The sequence below is a fragment of the Saccharothrix longispora genome, assembly GCF_031455225.1.
Classification (GTDB): domain Bacteria; phylum Actinomycetota; class Actinomycetes; order Mycobacteriales; family Pseudonocardiaceae; genus Actinosynnema; species Actinosynnema longispora.
Genome location: NZ_JAVDSG010000001.1, coordinates 6,764,567 through 6,789,264 on the forward strand (window position 1 = coordinate 6,764,567; position 24,698 = coordinate 6,789,264).

The 24,698-nt window shown below is 73.1% G+C and carries 24 protein-coding genes, 1 tRNA gene and 1 pseudogene; 8 read left to right on the forward strand and 18 right to left on the reverse strand.

Annotated elements, in window-relative coordinates:
• Positions 1–36: 36 nt before the first annotated feature.
• Positions 37–330, forward strand: coding sequence for a hypothetical protein (locus tag J2S66_RS29065; protein WP_306744169.1), 294 nt, complete (start codon positions 37–39; stop codon positions 328–330).
• On the opposite strand, the gene J2S66_RS29070 is transcribed toward J2S66_RS29065, so the two are convergent.
• The 4 genes from J2S66_RS29070 to J2S66_RS29085 are packed head-to-tail and all read right to left on the reverse strand — an operon-like array spanning position 327 to position 3,230.
• Positions 327–1,349, reverse strand: coding sequence for a CopD family protein (locus J2S66_RS29070; protein WP_310310650.1), 1,023 nt, complete (start codon positions 1,347–1,349; stop codon positions 327–329). The genes J2S66_RS29065 and J2S66_RS29070 overlap by 4 nt on opposite strands.
• Complete coding sequence (locus J2S66_RS29075) at positions 1,346–1,903, reverse strand: copper resistance CopC family protein (RefSeq protein ID WP_310310653.1); 558 nt, start codon at positions 1,901–1,903, stop codon at positions 1,346–1,348. Before J2S66_RS29075 ends, J2S66_RS29070 begins: the two co-directional genes overlap by 4 nt.
• Positions 1,900–2,658 (reverse strand): YcnI family copper-binding membrane protein, encoded by a 759-nt coding sequence (locus tag J2S66_RS29080; protein ID WP_310310656.1) that lies wholly within the window; start codon positions 2,656–2,658, stop codon positions 1,900–1,902. The genes J2S66_RS29075 and J2S66_RS29080 overlap by 4 nt, the downstream gene beginning before the upstream one ends.
• A gap of 29 nt (positions 2,659–2,687) precedes the next feature.
• On the reverse strand, positions 2,688–3,230 hold the full coding sequence (locus tag J2S66_RS29085; protein ID WP_310310659.1) for a hypothetical protein: 543 nt from the start codon (positions 3,228–3,230) through the stop codon (positions 2,688–2,690).
• Positions 3,231–3,354: 124 nt separating this feature from the next.
• On the opposite strand from J2S66_RS29085, the pseudogene J2S66_RS29090 reads away from it, so the two are divergent.
• Positions 3,355–4,997 (forward strand): annotated as a pseudogene (locus J2S66_RS29090) (BCCT family transporter).
• Positions 4,998–5,028: 31 nt separating this feature from the next.
• On the opposite strand, the gene J2S66_RS29095 reads toward J2S66_RS29090, so the two are convergent.
• Positions 5,029–5,472: a DUF6474 family protein gene (locus tag J2S66_RS29095; RefSeq protein WP_310310662.1), complete on the reverse strand. Its 444-nt coding sequence runs from the start codon at positions 5,470–5,472 to the stop codon at positions 5,029–5,031.
• Between the two features lie 105 nt (positions 5,473–5,577).
• Here J2S66_RS29095 and J2S66_RS29100 point away from each other — a divergent pair, with 105 nt between their 5' ends.
• Positions 5,578–7,212 (forward strand): TM0106 family RecB-like putative nuclease, encoded by a 1,635-nt coding sequence (locus tag J2S66_RS29100; RefSeq protein WP_310310666.1) that lies wholly within the window; start codon positions 5,578–5,580, stop codon positions 7,210–7,212.
• Between the two features lie 142 nt (positions 7,213–7,354).
• On the opposite strand, the gene J2S66_RS29105 is transcribed toward J2S66_RS29100, so the two are convergent.
• Positions 7,355–8,107, reverse strand: coding sequence for an SDR family NAD(P)-dependent oxidoreductase (locus J2S66_RS29105; RefSeq protein WP_310310669.1), 753 nt, complete (start codon positions 8,105–8,107; stop codon positions 7,355–7,357).
• A gap of 282 nt (positions 8,108–8,389) precedes the next feature.
• Here J2S66_RS29105 and J2S66_RS29110 point away from each other — a divergent pair, with 282 nt between their 5' ends.
• The 4 genes from J2S66_RS29110 (at position 8,390) to J2S66_RS29125 (ending at position 12,570) form a co-directional block, all read left to right on the forward strand.
• Complete coding sequence (locus J2S66_RS29110; protein ID WP_310310672.1) at positions 8,390–9,697, forward strand: UDP-glucose dehydrogenase family protein; 1,308 nt, start codon at positions 8,390–8,392, stop codon at positions 9,695–9,697.
• A gap of 66 nt (positions 9,698–9,763) precedes the next feature.
• Positions 9,764–11,554 carry a gamma-glutamyltransferase family protein gene (locus J2S66_RS29115; RefSeq protein WP_310310675.1) on the forward strand — a complete coding sequence of 597 codons (1,791 nt, stop codon included), beginning with the start codon at positions 9,764–9,766 and terminating at the stop codon, positions 11,552–11,554.
• A 305-nt stretch (positions 11,555–11,859) separates the two neighbouring features.
• Positions 11,860–12,378 carry a DUF5753 domain-containing protein gene (locus J2S66_RS29120; RefSeq protein WP_310310677.1) on the forward strand — a complete coding sequence of 173 codons (519 nt, stop codon included), beginning with the start codon at positions 11,860–11,862 and terminating at the stop codon, positions 12,376–12,378.
• A gap of 15 nt (positions 12,379–12,393) precedes the next feature.
• Complete coding sequence (locus J2S66_RS29125) at positions 12,394–12,570, forward strand: DUF397 domain-containing protein (RefSeq protein WP_310310680.1); 177 nt, start codon at positions 12,394–12,396, stop codon at positions 12,568–12,570.
• Between the two features lie 219 nt (positions 12,571–12,789).
• Here the strand turns inward: J2S66_RS29125 and J2S66_RS29130 are convergent, their stop codons facing one another.
• From J2S66_RS29130 to J2S66_RS29185, 12 genes are all read right to left on the reverse strand, one after another.
• A complete protein-coding gene (locus J2S66_RS29130) occupies positions 12,790–13,164 on the reverse strand; it encodes a hypothetical protein (protein ID WP_310310684.1) in 375 nt (124 codons plus the stop codon).
• Positions 13,165–13,519: 355 nt separating this feature from the next.
• A complete protein-coding gene (locus J2S66_RS29135; protein ID WP_310310687.1) occupies positions 13,520–14,881 on the reverse strand; it encodes an alginate O-acetyltransferase AlgX-related protein in 1,362 nt (453 codons plus the stop codon).
• Entirely contained in the window at positions 14,878–16,026 is a 1,149-nt protein-coding gene (locus J2S66_RS29140; protein ID WP_310310690.1) for a methyltransferase domain-containing protein, read from the reverse strand. The genes J2S66_RS29135 and J2S66_RS29140 overlap by 4 nt, the downstream gene beginning before the upstream one ends.
• Positions 16,013–18,829 (reverse strand): glycosyltransferase family 4 protein, encoded by a 2,817-nt coding sequence (locus tag J2S66_RS29145; RefSeq protein WP_310310692.1) that lies wholly within the window; start codon positions 18,827–18,829, stop codon positions 16,013–16,015. Before J2S66_RS29145 ends, J2S66_RS29140 begins: the two co-directional genes overlap by 14 nt.
• Positions 18,822–19,949, reverse strand: coding sequence for a hypothetical protein (locus J2S66_RS29150; protein WP_310310695.1), 1,128 nt, complete (start codon positions 19,947–19,949; stop codon positions 18,822–18,824). The genes J2S66_RS29145 and J2S66_RS29150 overlap by 8 nt, the downstream gene beginning before the upstream one ends.
• A gap of 161 nt (positions 19,950–20,110) precedes the next feature.
• Positions 20,111–20,371 (reverse strand): Txe/YoeB family addiction module toxin, encoded by a 261-nt coding sequence (locus J2S66_RS29155; RefSeq protein WP_310310698.1) that lies wholly within the window; start codon positions 20,369–20,371, stop codon positions 20,111–20,113.
• Entirely contained in the window at positions 20,368–20,619 is a 252-nt protein-coding gene (locus tag J2S66_RS29160) for a type II toxin-antitoxin system Phd/YefM family antitoxin (protein WP_310310701.1), read from the reverse strand. Before J2S66_RS29160 ends, J2S66_RS29155 begins: the two co-directional genes overlap by 4 nt.
• Before the next feature lie 101 nt (positions 20,620–20,720).
• The gene (locus J2S66_RS29165; protein ID WP_310310705.1) at positions 20,721–21,422 is read right to left on the reverse strand and encodes a hypothetical protein; all 702 of its coding nucleotides are present in this window, start codon (positions 21,420–21,422) and stop codon (positions 20,721–20,723) included.
• A gap of 60 nt (positions 21,423–21,482) precedes the next feature.
• A complete protein-coding gene (locus J2S66_RS29170; RefSeq protein WP_310310708.1) occupies positions 21,483–21,890 on the reverse strand; it encodes a hypothetical protein in 408 nt (135 codons plus the stop codon).
• Between the two features lie 113 nt (positions 21,891–22,003).
• Positions 22,004–22,429, reverse strand: coding sequence for an OsmC family peroxiredoxin (locus J2S66_RS29175; protein WP_306744189.1), 426 nt, complete (start codon positions 22,427–22,429; stop codon positions 22,004–22,006).
• Positions 22,430–22,559: 130 nt separating this feature from the next.
• Positions 22,560–22,632, reverse strand: a tRNA-Gly gene (locus tag J2S66_RS29180).
• 27 nt (positions 22,633–22,659) lie between these two features.
• The gene (locus J2S66_RS29185; RefSeq protein WP_310310713.1) at positions 22,660–23,058 is read right to left on the reverse strand and encodes a DUF7674 family protein; all 399 of its coding nucleotides are present in this window, start codon (positions 23,056–23,058) and stop codon (positions 22,660–22,662) included.
• Positions 23,059–23,307: 249 nt separating this feature from the next.
• On the opposite strand from J2S66_RS29185, the gene J2S66_RS29190 reads away from it, so the two are divergent.
• Complete coding sequence (locus tag J2S66_RS29190) at positions 23,308–24,687, forward strand: sigma-70 family RNA polymerase sigma factor (protein ID WP_310310717.1); 1,380 nt, start codon at positions 23,308–23,310, stop codon at positions 24,685–24,687.
• Positions 24,688–24,698: the final 11 nt, after the last annotated feature.

Sequence of the window (24,698 nt, forward strand, 5' to 3'; positions counted from 1 at the left end):
GACGGGGATGCGCGTGACGGGGTCGCGAGGTGCAGGGTGGTCGGAAAGCTGATCGGTGCGAAGCGCAGGCGAGCGAAGCGGGCCCTCCGGTCCGCGCGGATGCTCGACGAGGTCGTCGACACCCAGCTGCCCCTGCTGGCGTCGTTCGACGAGCAGCGCCGCCGCCGGTCGGCCGACTACCTGGCCGAACTGGTGAAGCTCGCCCAGGACTACCGCTACTACGCCAACGGCTGGATCGACGCGCGCGAGCTGGAGCGCCGGGGCAGGTCGGCCATGTCGGTGCTGACCCGGCTGCGCGAGGACCCGTCGAACCACGCGGTCAACGACTAGGCCACCGGGGCGCGCGACAGGACGACCGCCAGGCCGAACGCCACCCCCATGACGGCCAGTTCCACCGCCGCCCACGCCACCAGCGCGGTGGTCCTGTGCTGCGCGATGTGCGGCAGCAGCCGCCACCGGATGTTGGCCCCCAGCAGACCCAGCGCCACCGCGCACAGCGCCTTGCCGACCAGCACCAGCCCGTACGACGTCGAGAACAACGACCCCGGCAGGCTGATCACCGGGTTGAGCGCCAGTTCCAGCACCCCGTTGAACAACCCCGTCACCGTGACCAGCGCCAGCGCCACCGTCGCCAGCTTCGAGAACTTCGGCAGCGCCTCGGCCAGCAACCCCCGCCGGTGCGCGACCAGCACCACCAGCGCGGCCAACCCGCCGGTCCACGCCGCCGCGCCCAGCACGTGCAGCTCCATCGAGATCATGGAGTAGTCGTGGTACTTCCAGTTCGACGCGTGGCCGGTCACCGGGAGCGGGAGCAGGCCGAACATCGAGATCAGGACGCGCAGCTCGGCGGGCACGGACTCGCCGCGCCGCACCGCCATGACGCCGACGAGCACGTACACCAGGGCGCACGCGGCGCTGAACAGCAGCCCTTGCCCGGCACCGACCCGCTGCACGTAGTCCACGACCATCGGCATGGTGAGGTCGGCGTCCGGCCTGGTCTCGTACGCCCTGATCACGATGGACAGCAGCGCCGTGAACGCCCACACCGCCGCCGCCACGACGGCGGCCGGCCGGGCCACCCGCAGGACCGGTTCGGTCATCGCGGGACGGGTGAAGCCCAGCAGCTTCGGCAGCAGGGACAGGCCGACGACGAGCGTCGCGGCCAGGTCGAGCAGGGTGCGGACGAGCGGGTGCCCGACCCGGACCACCACCCCCGGCTCGGCCACGCCGACCACCTCGGGGGTGGTGGACAGGCCGAGACCCAGCAGGACACCGACGGCTCCGCCCGCGAGCAGGCCGCCGGCGACCCAGTACCGGTTCGCGGTGGTGGTGGTCCGGCCCGAGGTCATCGCCCGGGGCCCTCCTTGGCGGGGGAGCCGCCGCGCAGCGCGAGGAACACGCCGCCGCCCAGCAGCACGACGGCCGCCGCGATCCACACCCAGATCGGCACGCCGCCGCCGTCCTGGGCCGCCGCCGAACCGGCGGTGCCCGAGGACTCGGCGGGCGCGGGGGTGCCGCCGCCCGCCGCGGTGGTGGTGAACTTCAGCGAGCCGGTCACCGGGTGACCGTCCGCCGACAGGACGCGGTAGCCGACCGCGTACTCGGCGGCCGGCCCCAGCGGGCGCACCGGGAAGGTGACGCTGTTGTTCTTGACCGTCGGCTCGCCCTCCGCCTCCCAGCGCGTGCCCTCCGGGCCGGTCACGGTGATGGTGTTGAACTTCTCCCCGGCCTGCACGGGCTGGTCGAAGGTCAGCGTGATCGCCGCCGGGCCGGACTCCAGCCGCGCCCCGTCCGCCGGGTCGCTGCTGATCAGCACGTTGTGCGCGAACGCGGTGCCGGCCGTGCCGAGCACGACGGCGCCCGCGACCAGGCCGGCCAGCAGCAGCGAGACGACGCGCCTCATGCCGTCGGCTTGCCCGCTCGGCGGGACCGCAGCACGGCGCCCGCACCGAACCCGAGGCCGAGCGCGCCGACCGCGAGCCCGGCGCCGCCCAGCCAGCGGGCGGTGTCGTCGGTCGCCGAGGCGGCCGACGCGTCGTGCGAGTCGGTCTCCGCGGTGGCCGTGGCGGTGGGGGAGCCGTGGGCGTCGCCGTCGCCCTTCACCAGGTTCAGCACGGGTGCGGGCCGCTCCGGCTCGTCACCGCCCTCGGCGGGCGGCGGGGCGTTCCAGTCGACGACCTCGCCGCTCTCGTAGGTCTGCTTGGTGGGCAGCAGCAACTGCTCGGTGTTGTCCGGCAGCGGGCCGATGGACAGGTCGAACTCGTGGAACTCGCCGGGACCGATGCGGGAGCCCGGGTCCGCGGTCCACGTCACGGTGCGGACGGCCTCGGTCACCTCGCGGCCGTGGCTGGTGACCGGGGTGGCCAGCTTCTCCTTGACCGCCACGGCCTTCCAGCCGGGGACGGGCTTGGTGCTGACCGACGCCAGCGGGTACTCGGCGGGCAGGGTCAGCTCCAGCTTGACCGTGCCGGAGTCGGCGCGCTCGTTCGGCACCCGCAGCGTCACCTTGGTGTAGCCGCCCTGCTTGGCGGGGGCGGGCGTGGACGCGGTGACGTGCGCGGACGCCAGGCCGGCCGTGCCGAGCACGAGGAAACCGGCGGCGGTGAGCACGGCGCCGCCGCGGGCGAGCGCGCGCACGCCGGATCGCTTCATCGACATGGGGGTGTCGCTCCTGAGGACCAGAGGGTTTAGGGGACTCGGGTGATCAGGACCGCGGGAGGCCCCCTGCGCCCGTTCACGCGCCGCAGCAGCACGCCGACCAGCCGGTGCGGGGTCGGCGCCGGCACGGCGACGGGTGCCGTGCCCACCGGCGGGAGCGTGCCGGGGAGCCGGGGCACGAGCCGCCGCACGACCGCCACCAGCGCGTCCAGCGCCGCGTCCGCCCTGGCCAGCAGCAGGCCGGTGAGGAGCGCGGCGACGGCGTGCGCGGCGGTCATGGTGGTCTGGTCGACGCCGAGACCGGGGCCGTCGGCGGTGCGGTGACCGAGGCCGAGCAGCAGGTGCTGCCCCACCTGGGCGACACCGAGGGTGGCCAGCACCGTCCACGGCCGGCGGCCCCGCTCGGCGAGCGCCGTGCCCGCGAACGCCACGAGCAGCGTCAGCGGCAGGGCCGGCGCGAACTCGGTGACCCGCCCGCCCGCGGCGCCGTGCGCGGTCACGGTGAGCGCCGCGGAGGTGACGGCCAGCAGCGCCGCCCGCGCGAAGCGGGTCGGGGCCGGCCGTCTGGTCACAGCCAGAGCCTAGGAGGTCCGGTCACGCCGGCGGGAGCCCCGTCCGTGCGGTCGCGTTTCGACTGGCCCGAACGGGGGAACAGGAATACCCGTGACGACTGATCCGAAACCTGTCGGGGAGTCCTTGCCCGGCGATCCGAAGGCCGACCACCCCGGACGCACCGACCACGTCGTGTTCGGCGTGGCCGCCGTCCTGACGCTCGGGTTCGTCGCCTGGGGGTCTTCGCCACGTCGTCCCTCGGCGCGGCGGCCAAAGCGGCCCTGAGCTGGGTCATCGGCAACCTCGGCTGGGCGTTCGTGCTGTGCGCGTCGGGGTTCGTGCTGTTCGCGCTGTGGCTCGCGGTGAGCCGCTACGGGCGCATCCCGCTCGGCCGCGACGACGAGCGGCCGGAGTTCCGCACCATCTCCTGGGTGGCGATGATGTTCTCCGCGGGCATGGGCATCGGCCTCATGTTCTACGGGGTGAACGAGCCGCTCTCCCACTTCGTGGAGCCGCCGCCGGGCACGGTCGGCGGGGGCACGGACGAGGCGGTGCAGACCGCGATGGCCACCACCCTGTTCCACTGGACGCTGCACCCGTGGGCGATCTACGCCGTCGTCGGCCTGGCCATCGCCTACGGCAGCTTCCGGCGCGGCCGCAGCCAGCTGATCAGCTCCGCGTTCGCCCCGCTCATCGGGCGGCGCCGGGCGAGCGGGGCGGCCGGGCGGGCCATCGACGTGCTGGCGATCTTCGCGACGCTGTTCGGCTCGGCCGCGTCCCTCGGGCTCGGCGCGCTCCAGATCGGCAGCGGGCTGGAGGTCGCGGGCTGGCTGGGCGACGTCGGCAACGGCGTGCTCGTCGGCATCATCGCGGTGCTGACCGCGGCGTTCGTGGTCTCGGCGGTGTCCGGCGTGGCCAAGGGCATCCAGTGGCTGTCGAACACCAACATGGTGCTGGCCGTGGTGCTCGCGGCGTTCGTGTTCGTCGTCGGTCCCACCGTGTTCGTGCTGAACCTGCTGCCCGTCGCGATCGGCGACTACTTCCGCGACCTGGCCGACATGGCGGGCCGCACGGCGGCGTCCGGCGGCGACGCGACCGAGACGTGGCTGTCCGGCTGGACGATCTTCTACTGGGCGTGGTGGATCTCGTGGACGCCGTTCGTCGGCATGTTCATCGCCCGCATCAGCCGGGGCCGCACGATCCGGCAGTTCGTGGCGGGCGTCATCGGCGTGCCCAGCGCGGTGAGCCTCGTCTGGTTCTGCGTGTTCGGCGGCACGGCGATCTCCGTGCAGCGGTCGGGCACCGACCTCGCCGGCACGGCCACCCCGGAGGGGCAGCTGTTCGCCCTGCTGGACGGGTTCCCGCTGGCCGGCGTCGCCGGTGTCGTGGTGATGGTGCTGGTCGCGATCTTCTTCGTGTCGGGCGCGGACGCCGCGTCGGTCGTCATGGGCACCCTGTCGCAGCGCGGCTCGATCCGCCCCGCCAAGGGCGTCGTCGTCTTCTGGGGCGTGCTGACGGGCGCGGTCGCGGCGGTGATGCTGCTGGTCGGCGGCCCGAACGGGCTGACCGGCCTGCAGAACCTGACGGTCATCGCCGCCCTGCCGTTCATGCTGGTGATGATCGGCCTGTGCGTCTCGCTGGCCAAGGACCTGCGCAGCGACCCCCTCATCCGGCGCGAGGAGCGCGTCGCCGAGGTGATGGAGGTCGTCACCGACCACGCCGACCGGCTGGGGCCCGAGGAGACCGCCTACCGGACCGTCGAACGCCTCACCCGGAAGGGGATCTGACGCACCGCCGGGACGCGACCGGGAGCCGCCGTCACCGCTGCTCCCGGACGCCGAGCCGCGCGAGCAGGTCGGTCTCCAGGGCGTCCAGGTCGGCGGCCACGGCGCGGTGGGCGGCGCGCCGGCGGGGCGCGGGCATGCGCTCCGCCGCGCGCACGGCCGCCAGCAGCTGGCCGAGGCGCTTCTCGGTCGCCTCCACGTACCCGCGCTCGGTCTCGCGCAGCTGGTCGAGGGCCTCGGCGAAGCCGGCGACGCGGGCGTGCAGGCGGGCGCCGTGACCGGAGTACCTGGTCAGCTCGTCCACCGGCACACCCAGCCGGGACGCCCGGAAGTGGTCGTAGCGGTCGCTCACGAGCGCGGCGGCCCGCACCGCGATCGGCGCCATCACCGGGATCAACGCCGGCGCCAGCACCTTGGCCAGGCCCACGAGGTTCTTCGCCCGGCTCGGGGTGAACCCCTTGCCCTTCGCACGCGCCACGGCGGCACCTCCTCACCACGAACAGTAGAGCCGTTCGGGCAAAAGATCGACTCGACCCGACGAGGTGCCGGCACGTGCGGGTACCCCACGGCTTACCCTTCACCGGTGACTTCCCAGGTGCAGCTCGACGCCGGTGTGGTCACTCGTTGCCGGCGGCGGGTGCACCTCGAACACGATCCGGCCATGCGGGACGCGCCCACGCTGCCGCCCGATCCCACCGGCAGGCAGCGCAAGGCCGACGCGACCGACCACCGCCGCGCCGTCGTGACCGCGCTGGGCCGGGTCGTCGGCTCGGAGCTGATGGAGATCCCGCAGGACGTGCCCAGCGCCGACCGGGAACGCGTCACCGCCGCCGCGATGCGGGCCGGGGTGCGGTTCATCTGGGGCGCCGCCTTGCCGCGCGACCCGCTGGGCGGCCGGCGCGGGGGCATCGACCTGCTGGTCAAGGACACCACCGGGTACGTGCCGGTGCTCGTGGTCCGGCACAAGGTGAGCGACCCCGGGCAGGGCGCGCGCACGTCGCCGCTGTCCCACCCGCTGCCCGGCGGCGCGCGCGTCGACCCGCTGCGCAAGGTCCGCCCGCAGCCCCGTGACCAGCTCCGGCTCGCGCACGCCCTGCGCCAGCTCCAGGCCGCCGGGCACGCCGCGCGGGGCCGTGCCACCGGCGGGGTGGTCGGCATGGACGCCGACGTCGTCGTCTGGCACGACCTGGAGGCGCCGAACTGGCCCGGCGGCCGCACCGCGCTCGCCGAGTACGACTCGCGGTTCGCCGACCGGCTCGCCGTGGCGGCCGCCGCCGCGACCGGCGCCCAACCGCTGGCCCGGCCGTCGCGGATCGTGGAGTGCCGCAGCTGCCCCTGGTGGCCGGTGTGCGAGGGCGACCTGAGGACGGCCCGGGACGTGAGCCTCGTCGTGCGCGGCGAGGACGCCGTGGCGCTGCGCGGGGCCGGCGTGGCCACCGTCGACGACCTGGCCCTGCTCGACCCGGCCGAACCGGTGACGCCGCTGGTGGGGATGCCGCACGCGGACGCCGTCGTGCTGGCCCGCGCGTGGCTGCGCGACCTGACCGTGGTGCGCCGCGTGCCGTCGATGGACGTGCCGCGCGCCGACGTCGAGGTCGACGTGGACATGGAGAGCTTCGGCGACCTCGGCGCGTACATGTGGGGGTGCCTGCTGTCCGGCGCGGACGTCGGCGAGGAGCACGGCTACCGCGCGTTCGCCACCTGGGACCCGCTGCCGTGCGACGACGAGGCGCGTTCGTTCGCCGAGTTCTGGGGCTGGCTCACCGGCGTCCGCCTGCGCGCCCGCGCCCGCGGCCTGAGCTTCCGCGCGTACTGCTACAACGAACTGGCCGAGAACCGCTGGCTGCTGGGGTCCGCCCAGCGGTTCAGGGGCAGGCCGGGCATCCCGACCGTGGCCCAGGTGCGCGAGTTCATCTCGTCCGACGCGTGGGTCGACCTGTTCGGCATCGTGCAGCAGCAGTTCCTGTGCGCGCACGGCAAGGGCTTGAAGACGATCGCCCCGGTCGCCGGGTTCACCTGGCGCGACCCGGAGGCCGGCGGCGAGAACTCGATGCGCTGGTACCGCGACGCGGTCGGCATGGACGGCCAACCCCCGGACCCGGACCAGGCCCGGCGCCTCCTGGAGTACAACGAGGACGACGTGCGGGCCACCCACACCCTCCGCGACTGGATGACCTCGGACGCGATGGACGACCTCCCGTTCGCCGGCGACCTCTGACCACCACCCGCGAGTCGTAAGTTCAACCCGCGCGAGTCGTAAGTTCAGGCTCGGTGAGTCGTAACTTCGCGTTGAGCCCGAACGTACGACTCACCGGACCCGAACGTACGACTCGCCCGGTCCGGACCTACGACTCGCGCGGTCAGCGGGGGGCCATGCGGAGGGCGCCGTCCATGCGGATGACCTCGCCGTTCAGGTAGTCGTGCTCGACGATCGAGACGGCCAGGGCGGCGTACTCCTCGGGGAGGGCCAGGCGCTTCGGGAACGGCACGCCCGCCGCCAGGCCCGCGCGGAACTCCTCGGAGACCGTGGCCAGCATCGGCGTGTCCACGATGCCCGGCGCGATCGTCATCACCCGCACGCCCACGGACGACAGGTCGCGCGCCGCGGGCAGGGTCATGCCGACCACCGCGGCCTTGGACGCCGCGTAGGCGACCTGGCCGATCTGCCCGTCGTACGCCGCGATCGACGCCGTGTTGACCACGACACCGCGCTGCCCGTGCTCCAGCGGCTCGGTCCCGCCCATCGCCGCCGCGGCCAGCCGCAGCACGTTGAACGTGCCGACCACGTTCACGTCCAGCACCTTGCGGTACAGGTCGAGGGGGTGCGGGCCGGACTTGCCGACGGTCCGCGTCGACGGGCCGATGCCCGCGCAGTTCACCACGATCCGCAGCGGCGAGCCGGAACCGGCGGCCGCGTCGACGGCGGCCTGGACGTCCTCCTCCGAGGTCACGTCCGCCGCGAGGTAGGTGACGCCCTCGACCGCTTCGGCGTCCCCCACCTTGAGGTCGAGCGCGAACACGGACGCGCCGCGCGCGGCCAGCGCCCGTGCGGTCGCGGCGCCCAGACCGGACGCGCCGCCGGTGACGATCGCCGCGGTACCCGAGATCTCCATGCATTCCTCCTGTCCGACGGACAGGAGGTTAACGGTCGTTCAGCCCCCGGCGCTCGGACAGGTGCAGCAGTGCGACCAACGGCACGGCCGCGAGCACGGCCATCCCGACGAACAGCAGCGAGACGAGGACGAGTTCCATGCCTTGACCTTCCCCCGGGGCAGGTCGGGCACACATCCACCGCGAGAGGTGTTCCGGCGTACACCCAGGGGACTACCGATCTCACTCTCCGCATACAGCTCGCGTTCCACCCACCGCAAACTTCGGCCGGCACCGTCAACGGCATGTTCGTCCGGCGGATCGCGGTCGTGGGAACGGGTTACGTGGGCCTGACGACGGGGGCGTGCCTGGCCTCCCTCGGTCATCGGGTCGTGTGCGCGGACGTGGACGCGCTGAAGGTCGCCCGGCTGCGCGCCGGGCAGGTCGACATCCTCGAACCCGACCTCGCCGACCTGGTCGCGCGGGGCAGGTCGGCGGGCCGGTTGAACTTCGTGGAGGGCGCGCGGTACGCCGTGGCGGACGCCGAGGTGGTGTTCCTGTGCCTGCCGACGCCGATGGGCGCGGGCGGCGCGGCGGACCTGTCCGCGGTGGAGGCGGTGGCCGGCGAGATCAGGGACGTCCTGCCGCGCGGCGCGGTCGTCGTGTGCAAGTCGACCGTCCCGGTCGGCACGTCCACGCGGGTCGCCGCGCTGCTCGGCCGCGACGACGTCGCGGTGGTCTCGAACCCGGAGTTCCTGCGCGAGGGCAGCGCGGTGCGCGACTTCCTGCACCCCGACCGGATCGTCGTGGGCGCCGACTCGCCCCGGGCCGCCGAACGCGTCGCCGCCCTGTTCGCGAAGCTCGGCGCGCCCACCGTGCTGATGGACGCGGCCAGCGCCGAGATGGTCAAGTACGCGGCCAACTGCTTCCTGGCGATGAAGCTGTCCTACGTGAACGCGGTCGCCGAGCTGTGCGAGCTGGTCGGCGCGGACGTCGCCTCGGTCACCGAGGGCATGGGGCACGACCGGCGCATCGGCCAGTCGTTCCTGCGACCGGGCCCCGGCTGGGGCGGGTCGTGCCTGCCCAAGGACACGCACGCGATGGTGCGCATCGCCGAGGCGGTCGGCGTGGACTTCTCGCTGGTCAAGGCCACGATCGAGACCAACGGCCGGCAGCAGCGGCGGGTCGTGGACAAGCTGCGCGCCGCCGTCGGGACGCTCGCGGGCGCGCGGATCGGCGTGCTGGGCCTCGCGTTCAAGGCGGGCACGAACGACCTGCGCGACTCGCCCGCGCTGGCCGTGGCGGAGCTGCTCGCGTTCGAGGGGGCCGAGCTGGTCGCGCACGACCCGCAGGTGGACCGGCCGCTGGTCGGCATGACCGTGGTGGGCGACCCGTACGCGGCCGTGCGCGGCGCGGACGCCGTGGTGCTGCTCACGGACTGGCCCGAGTTCCGCTCGCTCGACTGGGCGCGGGTCGCGGACGGGATGACCGGCTCCACGGTGCTCGACACCCGCGACCACCTGGACCCGGACGCCCTGCACCGGGCCGGCCTGGTGCTGCTCGGCCTCGGTCGCGAACCGGCGCGCGACGCGGACGCGGTCCGCGCGCGGTAGGTCTCCGGACGGGCGATCTCGTTAGCGGGGGTAACGGAATCGGCCGGTTCGACGTACGTTGTGGACGTGTTCACCACTCGCCCTGAACTCGTCGGCACCCACGGCATGGTCGCGTCGACGCACTGGCTCGCGTCCTCCGCGGGCATGGCCGTGCTGGAGGACGGCGGCAACGCCTTCGACGCGGCGGTCGCCGTCGGCTTCGTGCTGCAAGTGGTGGAACCGCACCTCAACGGCCCCGGCGGCGAGGTGCCCGCGGTGTTCGCCGCCGCCGGCGAGACCACGCCCAGGGTGCTCTGCGGCCAGGGCGTGGCCCCCGCCGGGGCGACGATCGGGCACTACCGCGGCCTCGGGCTCGACCTCGTGCCGGGCAGCGGCCTGCTCGCCGCCACCGTGCCCGGCGCGTGGGACGGCTGGCTGACCCTGCTGCGCGACTACGGCACCAAGTCGCTGCGCGACGTCCTCGGGTACGCCATCGGCTACGCCCGCGACGGCTTCCCGCTGCTGGAGCGCGTGAGCCACACCGTCGCCACGGTCGCCGACCTGTTCCGCGACCACTGGACGACGTCCGCCGAGCTGTGGCTGCCCGGCGGCGCGCCCCCGGCCGCCGGCGCGCGCTTCCGCAACCCCCGGCTCGCCGACACCTGGGAGTGGCTGCTCGCCGCCGCCGAGGCCGCCGGGTCCGACCGTGAGGCGCAGCTCGAAGCGGCCCGCCGCGCCTGGTCGCAGGGCTTCGTCGCCGCCCAGGTCGACGAGTTCTCCCGCACCGCGCGGCGCGACGACTCCGGCGCGGACCACGCGGGCGTCCTCACCGGCGAGGACATGGCGTCGTGGGAGGCCACCTACGAGGACGCGGTGTCGGCCGACTTCGGCGAGTGGACCGTGGCCAAGCCCGGCGCGTGGACCCAGGGACCCGTGCTGCTCCAGCAGTTGCGGCTGCTGGAGGGCTTCGCCGACCGGCTCGGCTACGTCGACGGCGTGCCCACGGCGGACACCGTGCACCTCGCCGTGGAGAGCGCCAAGCTCGCGTTCGCCGACCGCGAGGCGTGGTACGGCGACACCGGTGACGTGCCGCTCGACGTGCTGCTGTCCCGCGAGTACGCCGACGCGCGGCGCGCGCTCGTCACCGACACCGCCTCGTACGACCTGCGCCCCGGCTCGCCCTTGGGCGTCGACCCGCGGCTGCCCGCGCACGTCCTCCGCGGTCCGGCCCTGGCCGTGGAGAAGGACAGCCTGGGCGCGCTCGGCGAACCCACCGTCGGCCGCACCGGGACCGTGCGCGGCGACACCGTCCACGTCGACGTGGTCGACCGCTGGGGCAACGTCGTGTCCGCCACCCCGTCCGGCGGCTGGCTCCAGTCGTCGCCGACGATCCCGTCGCTGGGCTTCTGCCTCGGCAGCCGGGCGCAGATGTTCTGGCTCGACGAGGGCCTGCCGAACTCGCTGGCACCTGGCAAGCGCCCCCGGATCACCCTGTCGCCGTCGCTCGCGCTGCGGGACGGCCTGCCTTCGCTCGCCTTCGGCACGCCGGGCGGCGACCAGCAGGACCAGTGGCAGCTCGGGTTCTGGCTCGCGCACACCGTCGGCGGGATGAACCTCCAGGAGGCCATCGACTCCCCGATGTGGCACACCAACGCGTTCCCCAGTTCCTTCTTCCCGCGCTCGTGGACCCCCGGCGAGGTGGTCGTGGAGTCGCGCTTCGGCGGGCTGGACGAGCTGCGCGAACGCGGTCACTCCGTGGTCGACGCGGGACCGTGGGCGCTGGGCCGCATGTCGGCCGTGGCCCGGGACTCGCGCGACGGCCTGCTGCGCGCGGCGGCCAACGCGCGCGGTGCCCAGGGGTACGCGGTCGGCAGGTAGCCGCGGCGAGCCGTCGGCTGGAGGTCGGAGCGGTCCCGGCCCGAGGGGGAGGGGGTCGGGACCACTCCGGCTCGTGGGGCGGGCTCAGCCGCCGGAACCCGCGATGCTCTTCCTGAGGTTCATGGGGCGGAAAGTTTCGCACCGGGGGCACCCGCTTCAAGCTCCGTAATCAGGCTGGGTGAACTTGTCCACCCGGACCGGTGCTCACCAGGCTGGCCGGGGCCGGTGGGAATCCCGAATCCCGTCCTGCCGGTCGTAGCGTCGCCTCACCCGATGATCACGGGAGGTGACGGGTGCCGAGGACCGTGACGGACCAACGGCTGCGCAGGCTCGGCGAGGTGCTGAAGGAGCTGCGCAAGCGGGCCGGGATGTCGCAGCCGGGCTTCGCGAGGGCCCGGGTACAGCGGTCGCGGAGGTGGGTGGAGAACCAGATCGAGGTGCGGATGCTGCGCCGTCAGCGGCTGCTGTCGGAGGAGGACCCGCTGGTCTTCCACGCGATCATGACCGAGAGCGCCTTGGCCCACGCCTCGTCGGCGCAGTTGGCGCTCATCCGCGAGCAGGCCGGGCGGGACAACGTCACCGTCCAGCTGCTGCCGTGGAGCGCGGGCCCCAACGACGGCCAAATGGGTCCCTTCACGGTGCTGGACTTCCCGGTGAAGATGGACCGGTCCGTGCTCTACGTCGAGCACGCGGCGGGATCGCTCCACTTGGAGGACCAGTCGAAGGTCAAGGTGGCTAAGCTGACCTTCACCCACCTCTCGAAGCTGGCGCTGTCCCCGGCCGAGTCCGCCGACCGGATCGAGAGGCTGGCGGCGGAGCGATAGGGATCGAGGTGTGCCATGTGGCGCAAGAGCAGCCGTAGCAACACCGGCGGCAACGGGAACTGCGTCGAGGTCGCCCTCGACGGTCGCGCGGCCCGCGTCCGCGACTCCAAGAACCCCTCCGGCCCGACCGTCGCGCTCGGCGACTGGGCCGGCTTCCTGAGCGCCGCCAAGAAGGGCGCGTACGACCGCTGACGTCCTCCTCGCGCCGGGCGTCGCGCGGGACCGCGCGCAACTCGTGGTGCCGGTTCGCCAATCAGGTTTGGTTCCGCTCCGGCGAGGGTGAATATTCCTGGTTGTGATCGTCCGGGTCACGGGAAGAATTGCGCAAATAGGCGAATAACTACGCGCTGTGACGAAACAACGACCACCCGCCGCATTTCGTGTGCGGCGGGTGACGTTAACGCGGAGCGTCTAGGCGATGGCGCCGGGGGGCAGCTTCAGCGAGAACGGCAGGGTGGTCACGACCGCGAGGTCGGACGCCGTGCGCTTCATCAGGGTGGGCGCGTTGCGCGAGCCGGGTTCCGGCAGGTCCAGCAGCCGGTCCACCGCCTCGACCAGCGGTCCCTCGTAGATCCAGACGGCCTGTGCCGCACGCTGGCTGTCCCGGACCGCGGGCAGCCTGCCGGCGCGGGCCTCGGTCTCGGACCAGAACAGGATCGAGTCGATGAAGCCCCGGCGCTGCTTGAACGCCATGATGCGGTCCAGCTGCCCGTCCTCGTCCCGCAGGTGCAGGAACTGGAACCCGCTCTCGCGCAGCTCGATCACCTTGCTCAGTGCGAGATCCATGATGCACCTACCTCTTGTTCCGAGGTCCCCTAAGCAGGCACAGGCCGTGCGACCCGGAAATGATCGTACGGCAAGCGGACAATCCGCCATAGGGACTAGGCCGGTGGGGCGGGCTCAATACCGGCTCTGGCCGCAGTGGATTTCGAGGCCAATCGCAGGACGCGAACGGTGCGGACGAGAAATGCCATCGACCCGAGAGTGACCAGGCTCACAGTGAACCACATCCGTTCCTCCGCGTGATCGGGAACCCCGTCACCCGTAAAGACGCCCGCCGCGAGGGTGGGTTGCCCCGGGGAACCCCGGTCAATCCGCCCCGTGCGGGTGATCCCGGAAGAGTGGTGCCGGGTGCGGGCGGCTAGCGGGGGAGCGGCCTGGCCGCCAGCTCCGCGGTGATGCCGCGGACCACCTCGGGCTGGAGCAGGATGCAGTTCCCCGACTGGAGCGTCCGCTCGACGATCTCCACCGCGACCACCTCGTGGTCCGCCAGCACCCGTCCGGCCTGCCGCCCGCCGTCCTGGTCGACCTTGCCGTAGTGCAGCAGTGTCAGGTCCTGGAACGCGGCGTTGAGATAGGGCACGGCGCGGATGGAGAACGAGTCGCCCAGCATCCCGACGCTCCGGTCCACGGTGCCCGGCGTGGCGGGCGAGGCCAGCGGCAGCGGCGTCGCGAAGTCGAACGGCACGTCCCGGACGGTGTTCGTCGTCCCGTCGGGCTTGAGCGCGTAGTGGTCGCCCGAGATCTGCCCGGACCGGCCGATGAGCGGCGGGAGGTCTCCCGCCACCGTCCACGGCTCGGTCCGCTCGTACGCCCACGTCGTCGTCGTGCCCGGTCGCACGGCCTCGGCGAGGTTGCGCGTCATCACCAGGGCGCCCTCGTCCGACCAGTGGCCATCCAGTCGCGGGTAGACCGGCGCGCCGGTGCGGTCGCCCCACTGCCGCAGCTCGGCCCGCAGGTCCACGGCGCCCGCGTCGCGGCCGATCCGCCGCCAGAACTGGTCGGTGCGCTCCAGCGCGCAGTCGCGCCCGTAGAACTCCTCGGGGAGGTGCTCGGGCACGACCGTGGACTTGTCCGGCGCGATCAACAGCACGAACTGCCGTCCGGACGCCTCGACGCCGCGCCGCAGGTCGCGCAGCGCGGCCGTGGTGGCGTCCAGGTCCTGCTTGGGGCGGCAGCGGCTGACCACGTCGTCGCCCAGGTACAGCCAACCGTCCTTCCCCTCCACGACCTGCGGCATGGGGGGCTGCTCCTGGCTGCCCTGCCGCTGGTCCTGGATGGGGCCGCCGGTCCGCTGGTGGCTGTTCCGGGGCAGCGGCTCGCCGAACAGGCCCCGGCTGATCCCGTCCACCGCCCGCACCGCCTCGGCGCGCAGCGGCAGGTGGTCGTCCGCCCAGGGCGACAGGCCGGTGAAGAAGCCCCAGCCCTGGGTGATCGACGGGAACGGCGCGAGCCGGCGATTCTCGAACTCCTCCGGCCGCACACCGACGCCGAGGGCGAGCAGCGGCAGCGCGAAGAACACCACCGCCGCCACCAGCGCGCCGGTCTGCCGCGTGGCGTGCCGGGGGCGGTGCAGCGAGTGCTCGCGCGGCAGCAGGGACTCGTGCACCGGGGGCAGTTCGGGCAGCGCGTTCGGGGATGCTGCGTTCTGGGACGGCGCGTTCGGGGACGGCGCGACCTCGCGCCGCCCCCCGTCACGCGGGCGGTCCGGCGGGGTCGTCACCGCAGGCGCAGTTCGTACTCGCCGATCTCCACCGCGTAGAGGTAGCTGACCCAGTCCGAACCGGCCCGGTCGTCCGGAACGGCGGCGAGCACCCGGCAACCCAACTGCTCGAACAGGCCGACCACCAGGTCCTTGTGGATGCCGTGCATCTGCATCGACTTACCGCCGGCGGGCGGCTCCTCCACCACCTCGACCTCGACCTCGACCTCGACCTCCGGCGCCGCGTCGGCGACGGGAGCCGGGGCGGCGCCGGAGGTCGCGATCACCGAGACCGGGAGCCGCACCACCGGGTTGCCCAGCTCGGCCCACCACGCCACCGACTCCTGCACCAGGTCCAGCACGAGTTCGTGCTCACCGGGCTCGGTCGGCGCGTTCACCCGCAGCCCGACCCGCGCGGTGCGGCCGGGGGCCAGCGGACCGGGTACGGCCATCCGCCCGTCGTCCCACTGCCGGGGCTCGCCGCCGCTGAACCAGTGGTTGCCCAGGTTCAGCAACTGGCCCGTGGGCCACGCCCGGTCGCCGTCGTTGCGCACGTCCACCTCGACGTACGCGCTCTCGCCCGGCGCCAGCACCCGCGGCGCGTTCACCGGCGTCAGGTTCGCGCGGCACGCCGTCACCGGCAGCGGCTGCGGCTTGGGCATGTGGCTGGGCAGCTGGAACAGCAGGCGACCGCCCGGCTTGACGACGCGGATCATCTCCAGCAGGTACCGCAGGGTCAGGCTCGGCGGGATGTGCTGGAGCGTGATCACGGTGACCACCAGGTCGACCGAGTCGTCCTCGAACGGCAGCGTGCTGGCGTCGTTGTGGACGAACCGCACCCGCTCCGGGAACGGGTTGTTGGCCCGCGCCTCCGCCAGCATCGAGGCCGCCACGTCCACACCGACCACGGTGCCGAAGTGCTCGGCCAGCGCGAAGCTGATCCGGCCCACGCCGCAGCCGAAGTCGACCGCCACGGTGTCCTCGGGCCAGTCGTCGCGGTCCAGCACCTTCAGCAAGCCCGCGACCTCCGCGCGCCCGCTGTCGAAGAACCGCGCGCGCGCCTCGCCGCCGTGGAACTCGTCCTCGGTCAGGACCGCCCAGTACGGGTCGGTCGCGCCCAGGTGCTCCCAGACGTCCCGGACGCCTTCCAGCTCAGTGTTGTTCACCGAGGACCTCCGTGTTGGGGGGCACGATCACGTCCGTGGCGCTCCGCTCGCCCGACACCGGGGACTCGCGGTGGGACAGCTGCGCGACCGCCTGCTCCAGCTTGCCGACCTGGGCCGCCAGGTGGGCGACGCGCCGGGTGGTCTCCGCCTGGACGGAGTCGATCCGCGAGTCCTGCGCGCCCAACTTCGCCGTCAGCTGGTCGACCGCGTTCGCCGTGCCGTCGACGATCTCCGCCATGATCTTGCGCTGGTGCACGTCGTAGTGGTCGATCGCGCGCAGCACCGCCTTGCGCAGAGCGGGTGCCAGCGGCAGCCGGGACGGGGCATCGGAGTCCGCGCGCCAGCGCAGCGCCTCCCGGGCCCGGCTCAGCGATCCCGGTGCCGGCGGCCGCTGCTCCGCCGGCGGCGGCGGCGTGGCCCCGCGCTGCTGCCAGGACCGGTACGCCTCCGTCAGCCGCGCCCGCATCCAGTCCGCCGCGGCCTTCGCCGACCGCGTGCGCAGGATGTGCTCCCGCGCCGCCGCGCCGCGCCGCTCGGCCTCCTCGGGGTTGTCCGCAACCTCGCGCATCGCTCGCGCCGCCTCGTCCACGTCGGGGTCCGCCCACTTCGCGTCGGTCTGGTAGGGGTACCAGCCGGGACCGACTTCCACCATCCGGTAAGGGATCGGCCACCCCACCGAGCTGTCGAAGAACTCCGTGGTGCTGGAGTAGTCGGTCGCGATGACCGGCATTCCGCGCACCATCGCCTCGGCGACCGTCAGACCGAAACCCTCGCTGCGGTGGAGGGAGACGTAGGCGTCGCTGTCCGCGTAGAGCTGGTTCAAGTCCGCCACGCTCAGGTAACGCTCCATCAGCTCGATGCGCGGGTCGTCCGCGATGAGCACGCGCAGCCGCTCGGCCGAGCGGGCGTGCAGGCGGGAGTTGGTCGCCTTGATGACCAGCCGCACGTCGTCCCGGTCCGGGAACGCCCTGCGGAACGCCTCCACCAGGCCCCACGGGTTCTTGCGCTGGCCGATGCTGTTGAAGTCGAAGGCGAAGAAGAACTGCACCGGTTTGCCCGGCACGCGGCCGGTGCGCCGCACCGGACCGGGGTCCTTCACCGGCACCGGGATGACCTTGACCGGCACCGGGGAGTGCCGGGCGAACGCCTCGCGGCAGAACTCGCTGACCGTCCAGATCTCGTCGACGTGCGCGAAGCCCTCGCGCTGCCAGCGCGGCAGCTCCTCCAGCTCCCACGCCCACAGGCCGATCCGGTACCGCTGGTGCCCCACCTCGGGGTAGCTCGCCAGCAGCAGTTCGGTCTGGTCGGCGTTCACCGCCATCACGCTCACCGGGAACCGCGGCCGGCCCGCCGTCTCCGGCTGGTCCAGGTCCGAGCGGCAGGACAGCGAGTGCTCCTCCACCACGGACACCAGCGGCACGCCGGCGTCGCGGATGGCGTCGTGCACGATGCGGCCCATCTCGCCCAGGCCCAGCTCCGCGGTCAGGTAGCCGGCCAGGTTCACGCCGAACCGGTCCACCGGGGCCTCGACCGGGGCGGGCTCCGCGGGCCGCGCCCACTCGGGCACCAAACCCTCGGAGACGCCGAACGTGTGGCACCACGTGCGGAAGTCGGCCGCGTTCTCGCCGCACGGCCACGGGAAGGCCGCCTGGAGATCCGGCCGGTGCGCCCACACCAGCATGCACAACCGGTTCAGGCCCGCCGCGCGCTCGGGCGGTGAGCTGGGCGCGGACAGCCACTCGCGGAAGCCCTCGCCGCCGTCCTGGCCGAACGGGTGCGGCGGCACCTCGGTCACCGCGCGGCGGAACAGCAACTGCTCGGCGTCGGGCCGCTCGGCCTCGATCCACGCGTTGCGGAACATGCGTCGGATCGGCGTGGTCAGCGGCGTGCCGTCGGCCATCTCGTCGAAGCGGTACGGCGGCTCGTCCTCCGGGGCCACGTACCCGGCGCGCACCAACTCCTCGCCGTACGCGCCGGTCAGCAGACCCAGGTCGGGGTTCTCGGAGAGCAGCACCCGCGGTTGCTGCTGGCAGTGCGTGCTGAGCAGCCACGGCACGTCCGGGCGGTACCCGGCGAAGTGGAAGAACCGCAGCGGTTCGCCGCCCGCGGTGAACGAGCCGTCGGCGTGGCGCTCCAGCGGGCGCTCGTGCAGGTTCCAGTAGCCGACATCGCTGCCCGCGTCGCGCAGCACGGTGTGCTGGAACAGCGCGGGCACCTGGTCCACCCACCGCTGGTCGGCGTGCATGTGGGCCTCGGGGGCGATCACCGAGTCCTGGCGCAGCCGCTCGGCCCAGAAGTCCAGGAACCGCTTCGCGTTCCGGCTCACCGCGAGGAAGCCCAGGTCGAACATTCCGGAGGCCATCATGCCGACCTCGTTGGGCTCCTTGCCGTCGCGCGGCAGCGGCTCGGAGAACCGCGACGCCAGCACGATGTCGTGCCGCGCCGCGGACTCGGCGACGTCCGGCAGCGGGGCGTACACCCGGATCTCCGGGGCCAGGAACAGCACGACGTCCGCCTCGCCGAGCAACTGCCTCAGCAGCAGCGGCTTCACCGCGCCGGCCAGTTCCGCGCGCAGGTAGGCCGCCGCCATCCGCAGGTAGTCGGTCCGGTCGACGTCGAGCCAGCGCGGGCCTACCAGTCGTGCGCCCGGGATGCTCTCGCCGGCCGGCTCCTCGTCGATCAGCAGCACCACGAAGTCGTGCCCCGGGTGGTGCTCCAGGTAGCTGCCGACCAGCACTGACGCGGCGGGCAACCCGGCCCGCGAGACCACCGTGCACGCGGTGGTCCGTAGGGTGTCAGCCATTGGCGGCCAGGACCTCCAGCTGCTGGGCGGTGATCTCGTCGTAGACCTCCGCCACCTTCTTCAGGTCGTCGCCGTTCACCTGGATGCGGACGATCGTCGACTTCGCCGAGTAGTGGCCGCGGATGGTGGCGGGCGTGGCGCTGCCCTTCTCGACCTGGCCGGACCGCACACCGGTCGGGCTGTCCGCGTACTCCTCCATGCCGTAGGTGAGCTGCTGCTCGGCGAGGGCGTCGCGGGCGGTGTCGGCCTGCGCGGGCGTCTCCGCCTGGACGGTGAAGACCAGCACGTGCACGCCGTCGTCGTTGCGCGAGGCGGCGAGGCGTGCCTTGCCCGCGCCGGCCGTCGTGTAGAACGCGATCTCCTCCGGCGTGAGGAAGTTGGCCTGCGGCGAGTTCGCGAACGTCGTGACCGCCTCGTGGTTCTCGACCTTGCCGGGCAGTTCGGTGATGGACAGGTCGTCCTTCGGCTTGGTCGTGGTGGTCGTCGGCGCGGGGGACGACGTGCTGCTGGTTCCGCCGGTCTGGCCGTTGTCGTCGGTCGAGCCGCTCTGCGTCGTGAACCACCAGACGCCACCGCCGATGAGGGCGAGCACGAGCACGGCGCCGACGATCGCGATGACCCGCTTGCCGCCACCGGGCTTCTCGTCGAACACCTCGGGGCCCTGGGCGATCCACGACGGCTGATCGCCGCCGAACGAGTCCGAGCCCCACGGCGGCGTGGAGACCGGCGGGCCGGACTGCCAGTTCTGCTGGGGCATCCGGTTCGGCGGGGGCGCGATGGGCGTCACGTACTGCGTGCGCTCGGCGTCCTGCCCGCGCTGCTGACCGCTCACGACCTGCGTCTTGTCCGGGTTCGCCTGGTTGTTGACGACCTGCGTGGCGTCCGGGTTCGGCTGCTGGGGGTTCGGCTGCCGCGGGTTCGGCGGGACCGCGTCCCACCGCACGGGCGGCGCGAACGGACCGCTGTCCGGTTGCTGCTGTGCCGGCGTCCCACCCGGAGGCGTGCCGCTGCTCGTGGCGGACGCGAGGAGCTCGTCCCGGCGACGGCGGTACTCGTCGGCGCTGATCCGCCCCTCCGCCAGCGTGCGGTCCAGCTCAGCCAGGTCCTCTTGCCAGGACATTCCGTTCCTCCAGGGGTTGCCGCGCGAGCGCCATTGTTGCTCATGCGCTTTCGGGCGTTGCCGGCATCCGGCACTTGTGATGCGGTCGTTGCCGGCGGTCCACCGTTCGGCCTCGGGCGGCGACCAGGCTCGCCGCGCGAAGTCCCTGGAGAGGACCGGGCTCACCTGCCGTAGTGGTACCGGCAGGCCGCGATCCTGATCTCGTCGCCCTCGATCTTGTGGACGAGGCGGTGCTCATCGGTGATCCGGCGCGACCAGTATCCCTGGAAGCCGTGCTTCAACGGCTCCGGTTTGCCGATGCCCTCGTTGCCGTTCCGACCGATGTCCTTGATCAACTCATTGATGCGCTTGAGGACCTTGCGGTCCTCGGTCTGCCACCAGAGGTAGTCCTCCCAGGCGGTCCCGGCCCAGACGAGCTTCATTCCGCGAGCTCGCGAGGCGTCCCGCCGCCCGACTCCAACTGCTCGATGGCATTGATCAGCCGGCGCGCGTTCTCCGGGCTGCGCAACAGGTAAGCGGTCTCCTTGAGGGACTGGTAGTCGTCCAGCGACACGATCACGACCGGCTCGTGGCCCGCGCGGGTGATCACGACCTCTTCGCGATCGTTGACCACCGAGTCGAGGGTTTCGGCGTACTTCGCCCGGGACTCGGAGTAGGTCATCGTCTTCATTGCCCCTCCTTCGACGTACAAGATAATGTACAACTTGGTGTCGACTGCGGCAACCTCGGCGAGTACGGGCCGCAGTGGGGAGGGTCGATCCGGACCGGCGGTTACCTCTTCGTGAGCAGGGTCGGCCCCACGATCTTGCGCGCGATCTTGCGGAGCGTGGACTTCGGGGTCGGCGGCGTCTTGGGGGCCGCGGAGGCCGAAGTCGTGGAGGCCGGGGCGGGGGGCTGCGCGGGGGCGGCGGCGGGAGCGGCGGCCGGGGGCTCGGGGGTGGTCGGCGCCGACGGCAGGTCGGTGATCGCCGGGAGGACGGTCGTCGCCTGCGAGTCCACCGGCGGCGCGGGGACCGGTGCGGGGACCGGGGCCGGCGCGGCGACCGGGAGCGTGCCGTTCACCGGCTTCGTCGCGGGCACGGTGGCCCCGACCGGCGCTGCGACGCCGTTGGACGCCGCGACGCCGTTGGACGCCGCGACGCCGTTGGACTGGACGGCCGGCTCGCCGAGCAGGATCGCGAACGGCGGCTTGGCGCGCTGGCCCTGGCGCCCGTCGGGCGGCGTGGGCTCGATCAGCGCCGGGATGAACGGGCGTCCGACACCGCCGTGGCCGGCGGTCTTGGTGGTCGGCACGGCGGAGACGGGTGCCGGGGAAACCGGTGCGGGCGGGACCGGTGCGGTGGGCGGCGCGACGGGCCTCAGGCCGGTCGCGGTCATCGGCTCGGACGTGGGCCACGCGGGCTCGGGGACCACCGCGACGGGCTTGATGCGGATCGTGGGGGTGTCGTTGCTTCGCTGGGGCTGTGTGGGCACCTGGCTTGACGTCACCCCTCGATCTTGCCAAAACACCGTCGGTAGTCCAGACGGGCCGAGTCAGCACCACCACCCGCACGGCCTGCGCGTGGTGGTCGTGGTGGTCGGCGTCGTCGTGGTCGGGCGGTGCGTCGTGGTGGTGGTCTGCCTGGTCGTCGTGGGCGCGGCGGTGGTCGTGGTGATCGCCGGCGCGGTCGTCGTGGTGGTGGTGGGAGCCACGGTCGTGGTGGTGGTCACAACGGTGGTCGTGGTGGTCGTGGTGGTGGTGGTCGACGTCGGTGCGTCACCGGTCGGCGTCGCGACCCGGCTGGGCGGCTCGCTGCCCTTCACGACCACGATGTGCCCGACGTCCGACGGCGCGGGCGGCACGGGCAGGTCGCCCTTGCCGGACAGCGCGGAGAAGCCGACGAGCGCCGCGACGCCCGCCCCGACGAGGGCGCCGAGGGCGAGCCGGGCGGGTCCACCCATCGCGGTGAGCATTGACCACCACTACCGCCATCCCTCAACCGGGTCAAATCGGCCCGTAGGGCTGGTACCGGCCCGAGACTTGGGGTATCAGGCCGGTACCGGTGGTCACGCGGTCACGCGAGGGTGGCGGTCAGCGTGATCTCGGTGCCCGCCAGCGCCTGGCTGACCGGGCAGTTCTTCTTGGCGTTCTCGGCGGCCTCCGCGAACGCGTCGGCGTCCAGGCCGGGCACGGACGCGGTGACGGTCAGGTGGATGCCCGTGATGCCCTTGCCGGGCTGGAACGTCACCTCGGCCGAGGTGTCCACGGTCTGCGGCGGGGTGCCCGCCTGCGCGAGGCCGTGCGACAGCGCCATCGAGTAGCAGGACGAGTGCGCGGCGGCGATCAACTCCTCCGGGCTGGTCTTGCCGTTCGCCTCCTCCGCGCGGGAGGGCCAGCTCACGTCGTAGGTGCCGATGCCCGACGACTCCAGCGCGACGCTGCCCTTGCCCTCGAGCAGGTTGCCTTCCCAGTGCGTGGTCGCCTTGCGGGTGGTGGCCATGTCTGCAACTCCGTCTTCGACGAGGAAAACCCTTCGCCGTCAAACCTAACGGTCGTGCGCGGCCCCCGCCCCGGGCGGTGATCGGGAACGCGAAAGGCCCCCGGTGCGGACACCGGGGGCCTTTCACACGAGCGGATGACGAGACTCGAACTCGCGACCCTCACCTTGGCAAGGTGATGCGCTACCAACTGCGCTACATCCGCCTGACACGAAGAACTATAGACCATGCCTCAAACGGCATTCGCACCGGGGGGTGCCGCGTTCGTCAACAGGCGGTCGACCTCGGACAACCGCTCCTTCGACCACCGCCACTCCCACAGCGGGCGCACCCGGTCCACGACCTCCGCGGGCAGCCACGGCGCGACCTCGTCGCGCAGCTCCCACTCGTCGAACACGTGCTCGTAGAAGCTGACCACCGACGCGTCGGACAGGAACCGCTCCGGCTGCCGGAAGCACCAGTGGGCGAAGTCGTACACCCGGCGGAGGACCTCGCGGTCGCCCTCGCGGTGCGCCTCCAGCGCGAGCTGCCACAGCTCCGAGAGGAACACGTGGCAGGACCAGGACTCGCGCTCGACCACGGCGCTCAGCTCGGGGAGGAGGGCGGATGCCCTCGTGCGCCAGTCGACCACGTGGCGGGAGGTTACCCGCCGAGGCGCCCACCGCGACCCCCGCGGCCACCACCCGACGCCCATCCGTGACCGGTCCGTCACCGACCGCGAGTGCGCCCGCTGCGGGGTGCGGGCGCTCCGACTGCCCCGAACGGGCCACTCCGTCCGGCTGGTCTTCGGTATCGGCTCGCTATCACTTCGGAGCGCGGACCACCCGGTTGTGGCATCTTGACGAGCGGACCACAGTGCGGGCGGGAGGTGCCGGGCGGGATGGCCGGAGATGCCGATTTCGACCGGGAACTGCTCGCCAGGGTCAGGGCGGGCGACGACGCCGCGTTCGGCGAGCTGTTCACCCACCACGCCGACGCCGTTCGTCGGTTCGCCCTCCGGCACGTCCGTGAACACGCCGAGGCCGACGACCTGACCGCCGAGGCGTTCTTCCGGGTGCTCCAGGCGATCCGCCGGGGCAACGGCCCCACCGAGCACGTGCGCACCTACCTGCTGACCGTCGCGCGCCGGGTGGCGTGGGAGTGGAGCGGGCGGCGGCGGGACGTGCCGGTGGAGGACGAGGAGCTGAGCAAGCGCGTCGAGCCGTTCCCCGACGCCACGGCGAACCGCCCGGAGCACACGCTGATCTCCCGCGCCTTCACGAGCCTGCCGGAGCGGTGGCGCACCGTGCTGTGGCAGGTCGAGGTGGAGGGCGCGCGACCGGCCGCGGTCGCGCCCAGCTACGGGCTCAGCGCCAACGCGATGGCCGCCCTGGCCCGCCGCGCCCGCGAGGGGCTGCGCGCGGCCTACCTCCAGGCGCACCTGGCCGAGGACACCGGCCCGCGCGCGTGCAGCTCGGTCGTGGCCAAGCTCGGCACGTACGTGGCGGGCGGCGTGCAGGGCACCGAGCACAAGCGCATCCGCAAGCACCTCCGGACGTGCTCCTCCTGCAACGCGCTGCACGCCGAGCTGACCGAGGTCTGCTCGTCGCTGCGGGCGCACGCGGCGGTCGCCGCCGTGCCGGTGGCCGCGACCGCCCTGGCCACGACGGGACTGTTCGCGCCGGTCGTGGTGGGCAAGGCCGCGCTGCTCACGAGCCGGGTCAAGCTGGTGCTCGCCGCGACGGCCTCGGCCGCGGCGGTGGGCGTCTTCGGCGTGCTGGCGGGCACGTTCACCGGCGCGCCCGGCCCCGCCCTGGTGCAGCCCGGCCCGGACGGAGCGCCCGGCGAGCACGTCCTGGCGCTGCACCCGACGACCGGGCCCACCGCGACCGGCACGGCGACCAGCGAGACGTCGCCCGCGCCGGTCCACCGGGTCGTCGTGCACACGAAGACCCCGGCCCGCACGGTCACCGCACCCCCGGCGGCACCCACCACGACCACCCCCGACGCGGTGCCGGGGCAGCGGGCCGGCGCGGCGGCCACGCCGCCCGGCCACGCCGGTCCCCACCTGCTGACCGACGCCTCGTCGTCCGCGACGCCCCCGCCGGGGACCACCGGGGCCGGCGCGTCGACGGTGTCGCCGCCGTCCGAGCCGCCGTCGGACACCACGCTGCTGGCCACGACGACCACCCCGTCCGCGCAGCCGACCGGCAGGGCGCGGGTCGTCACGCCGACCACCGTGACCCTGCACCCGACGCCCGCCACGCTCGTACCCGCGTAACTGCGGGTTTC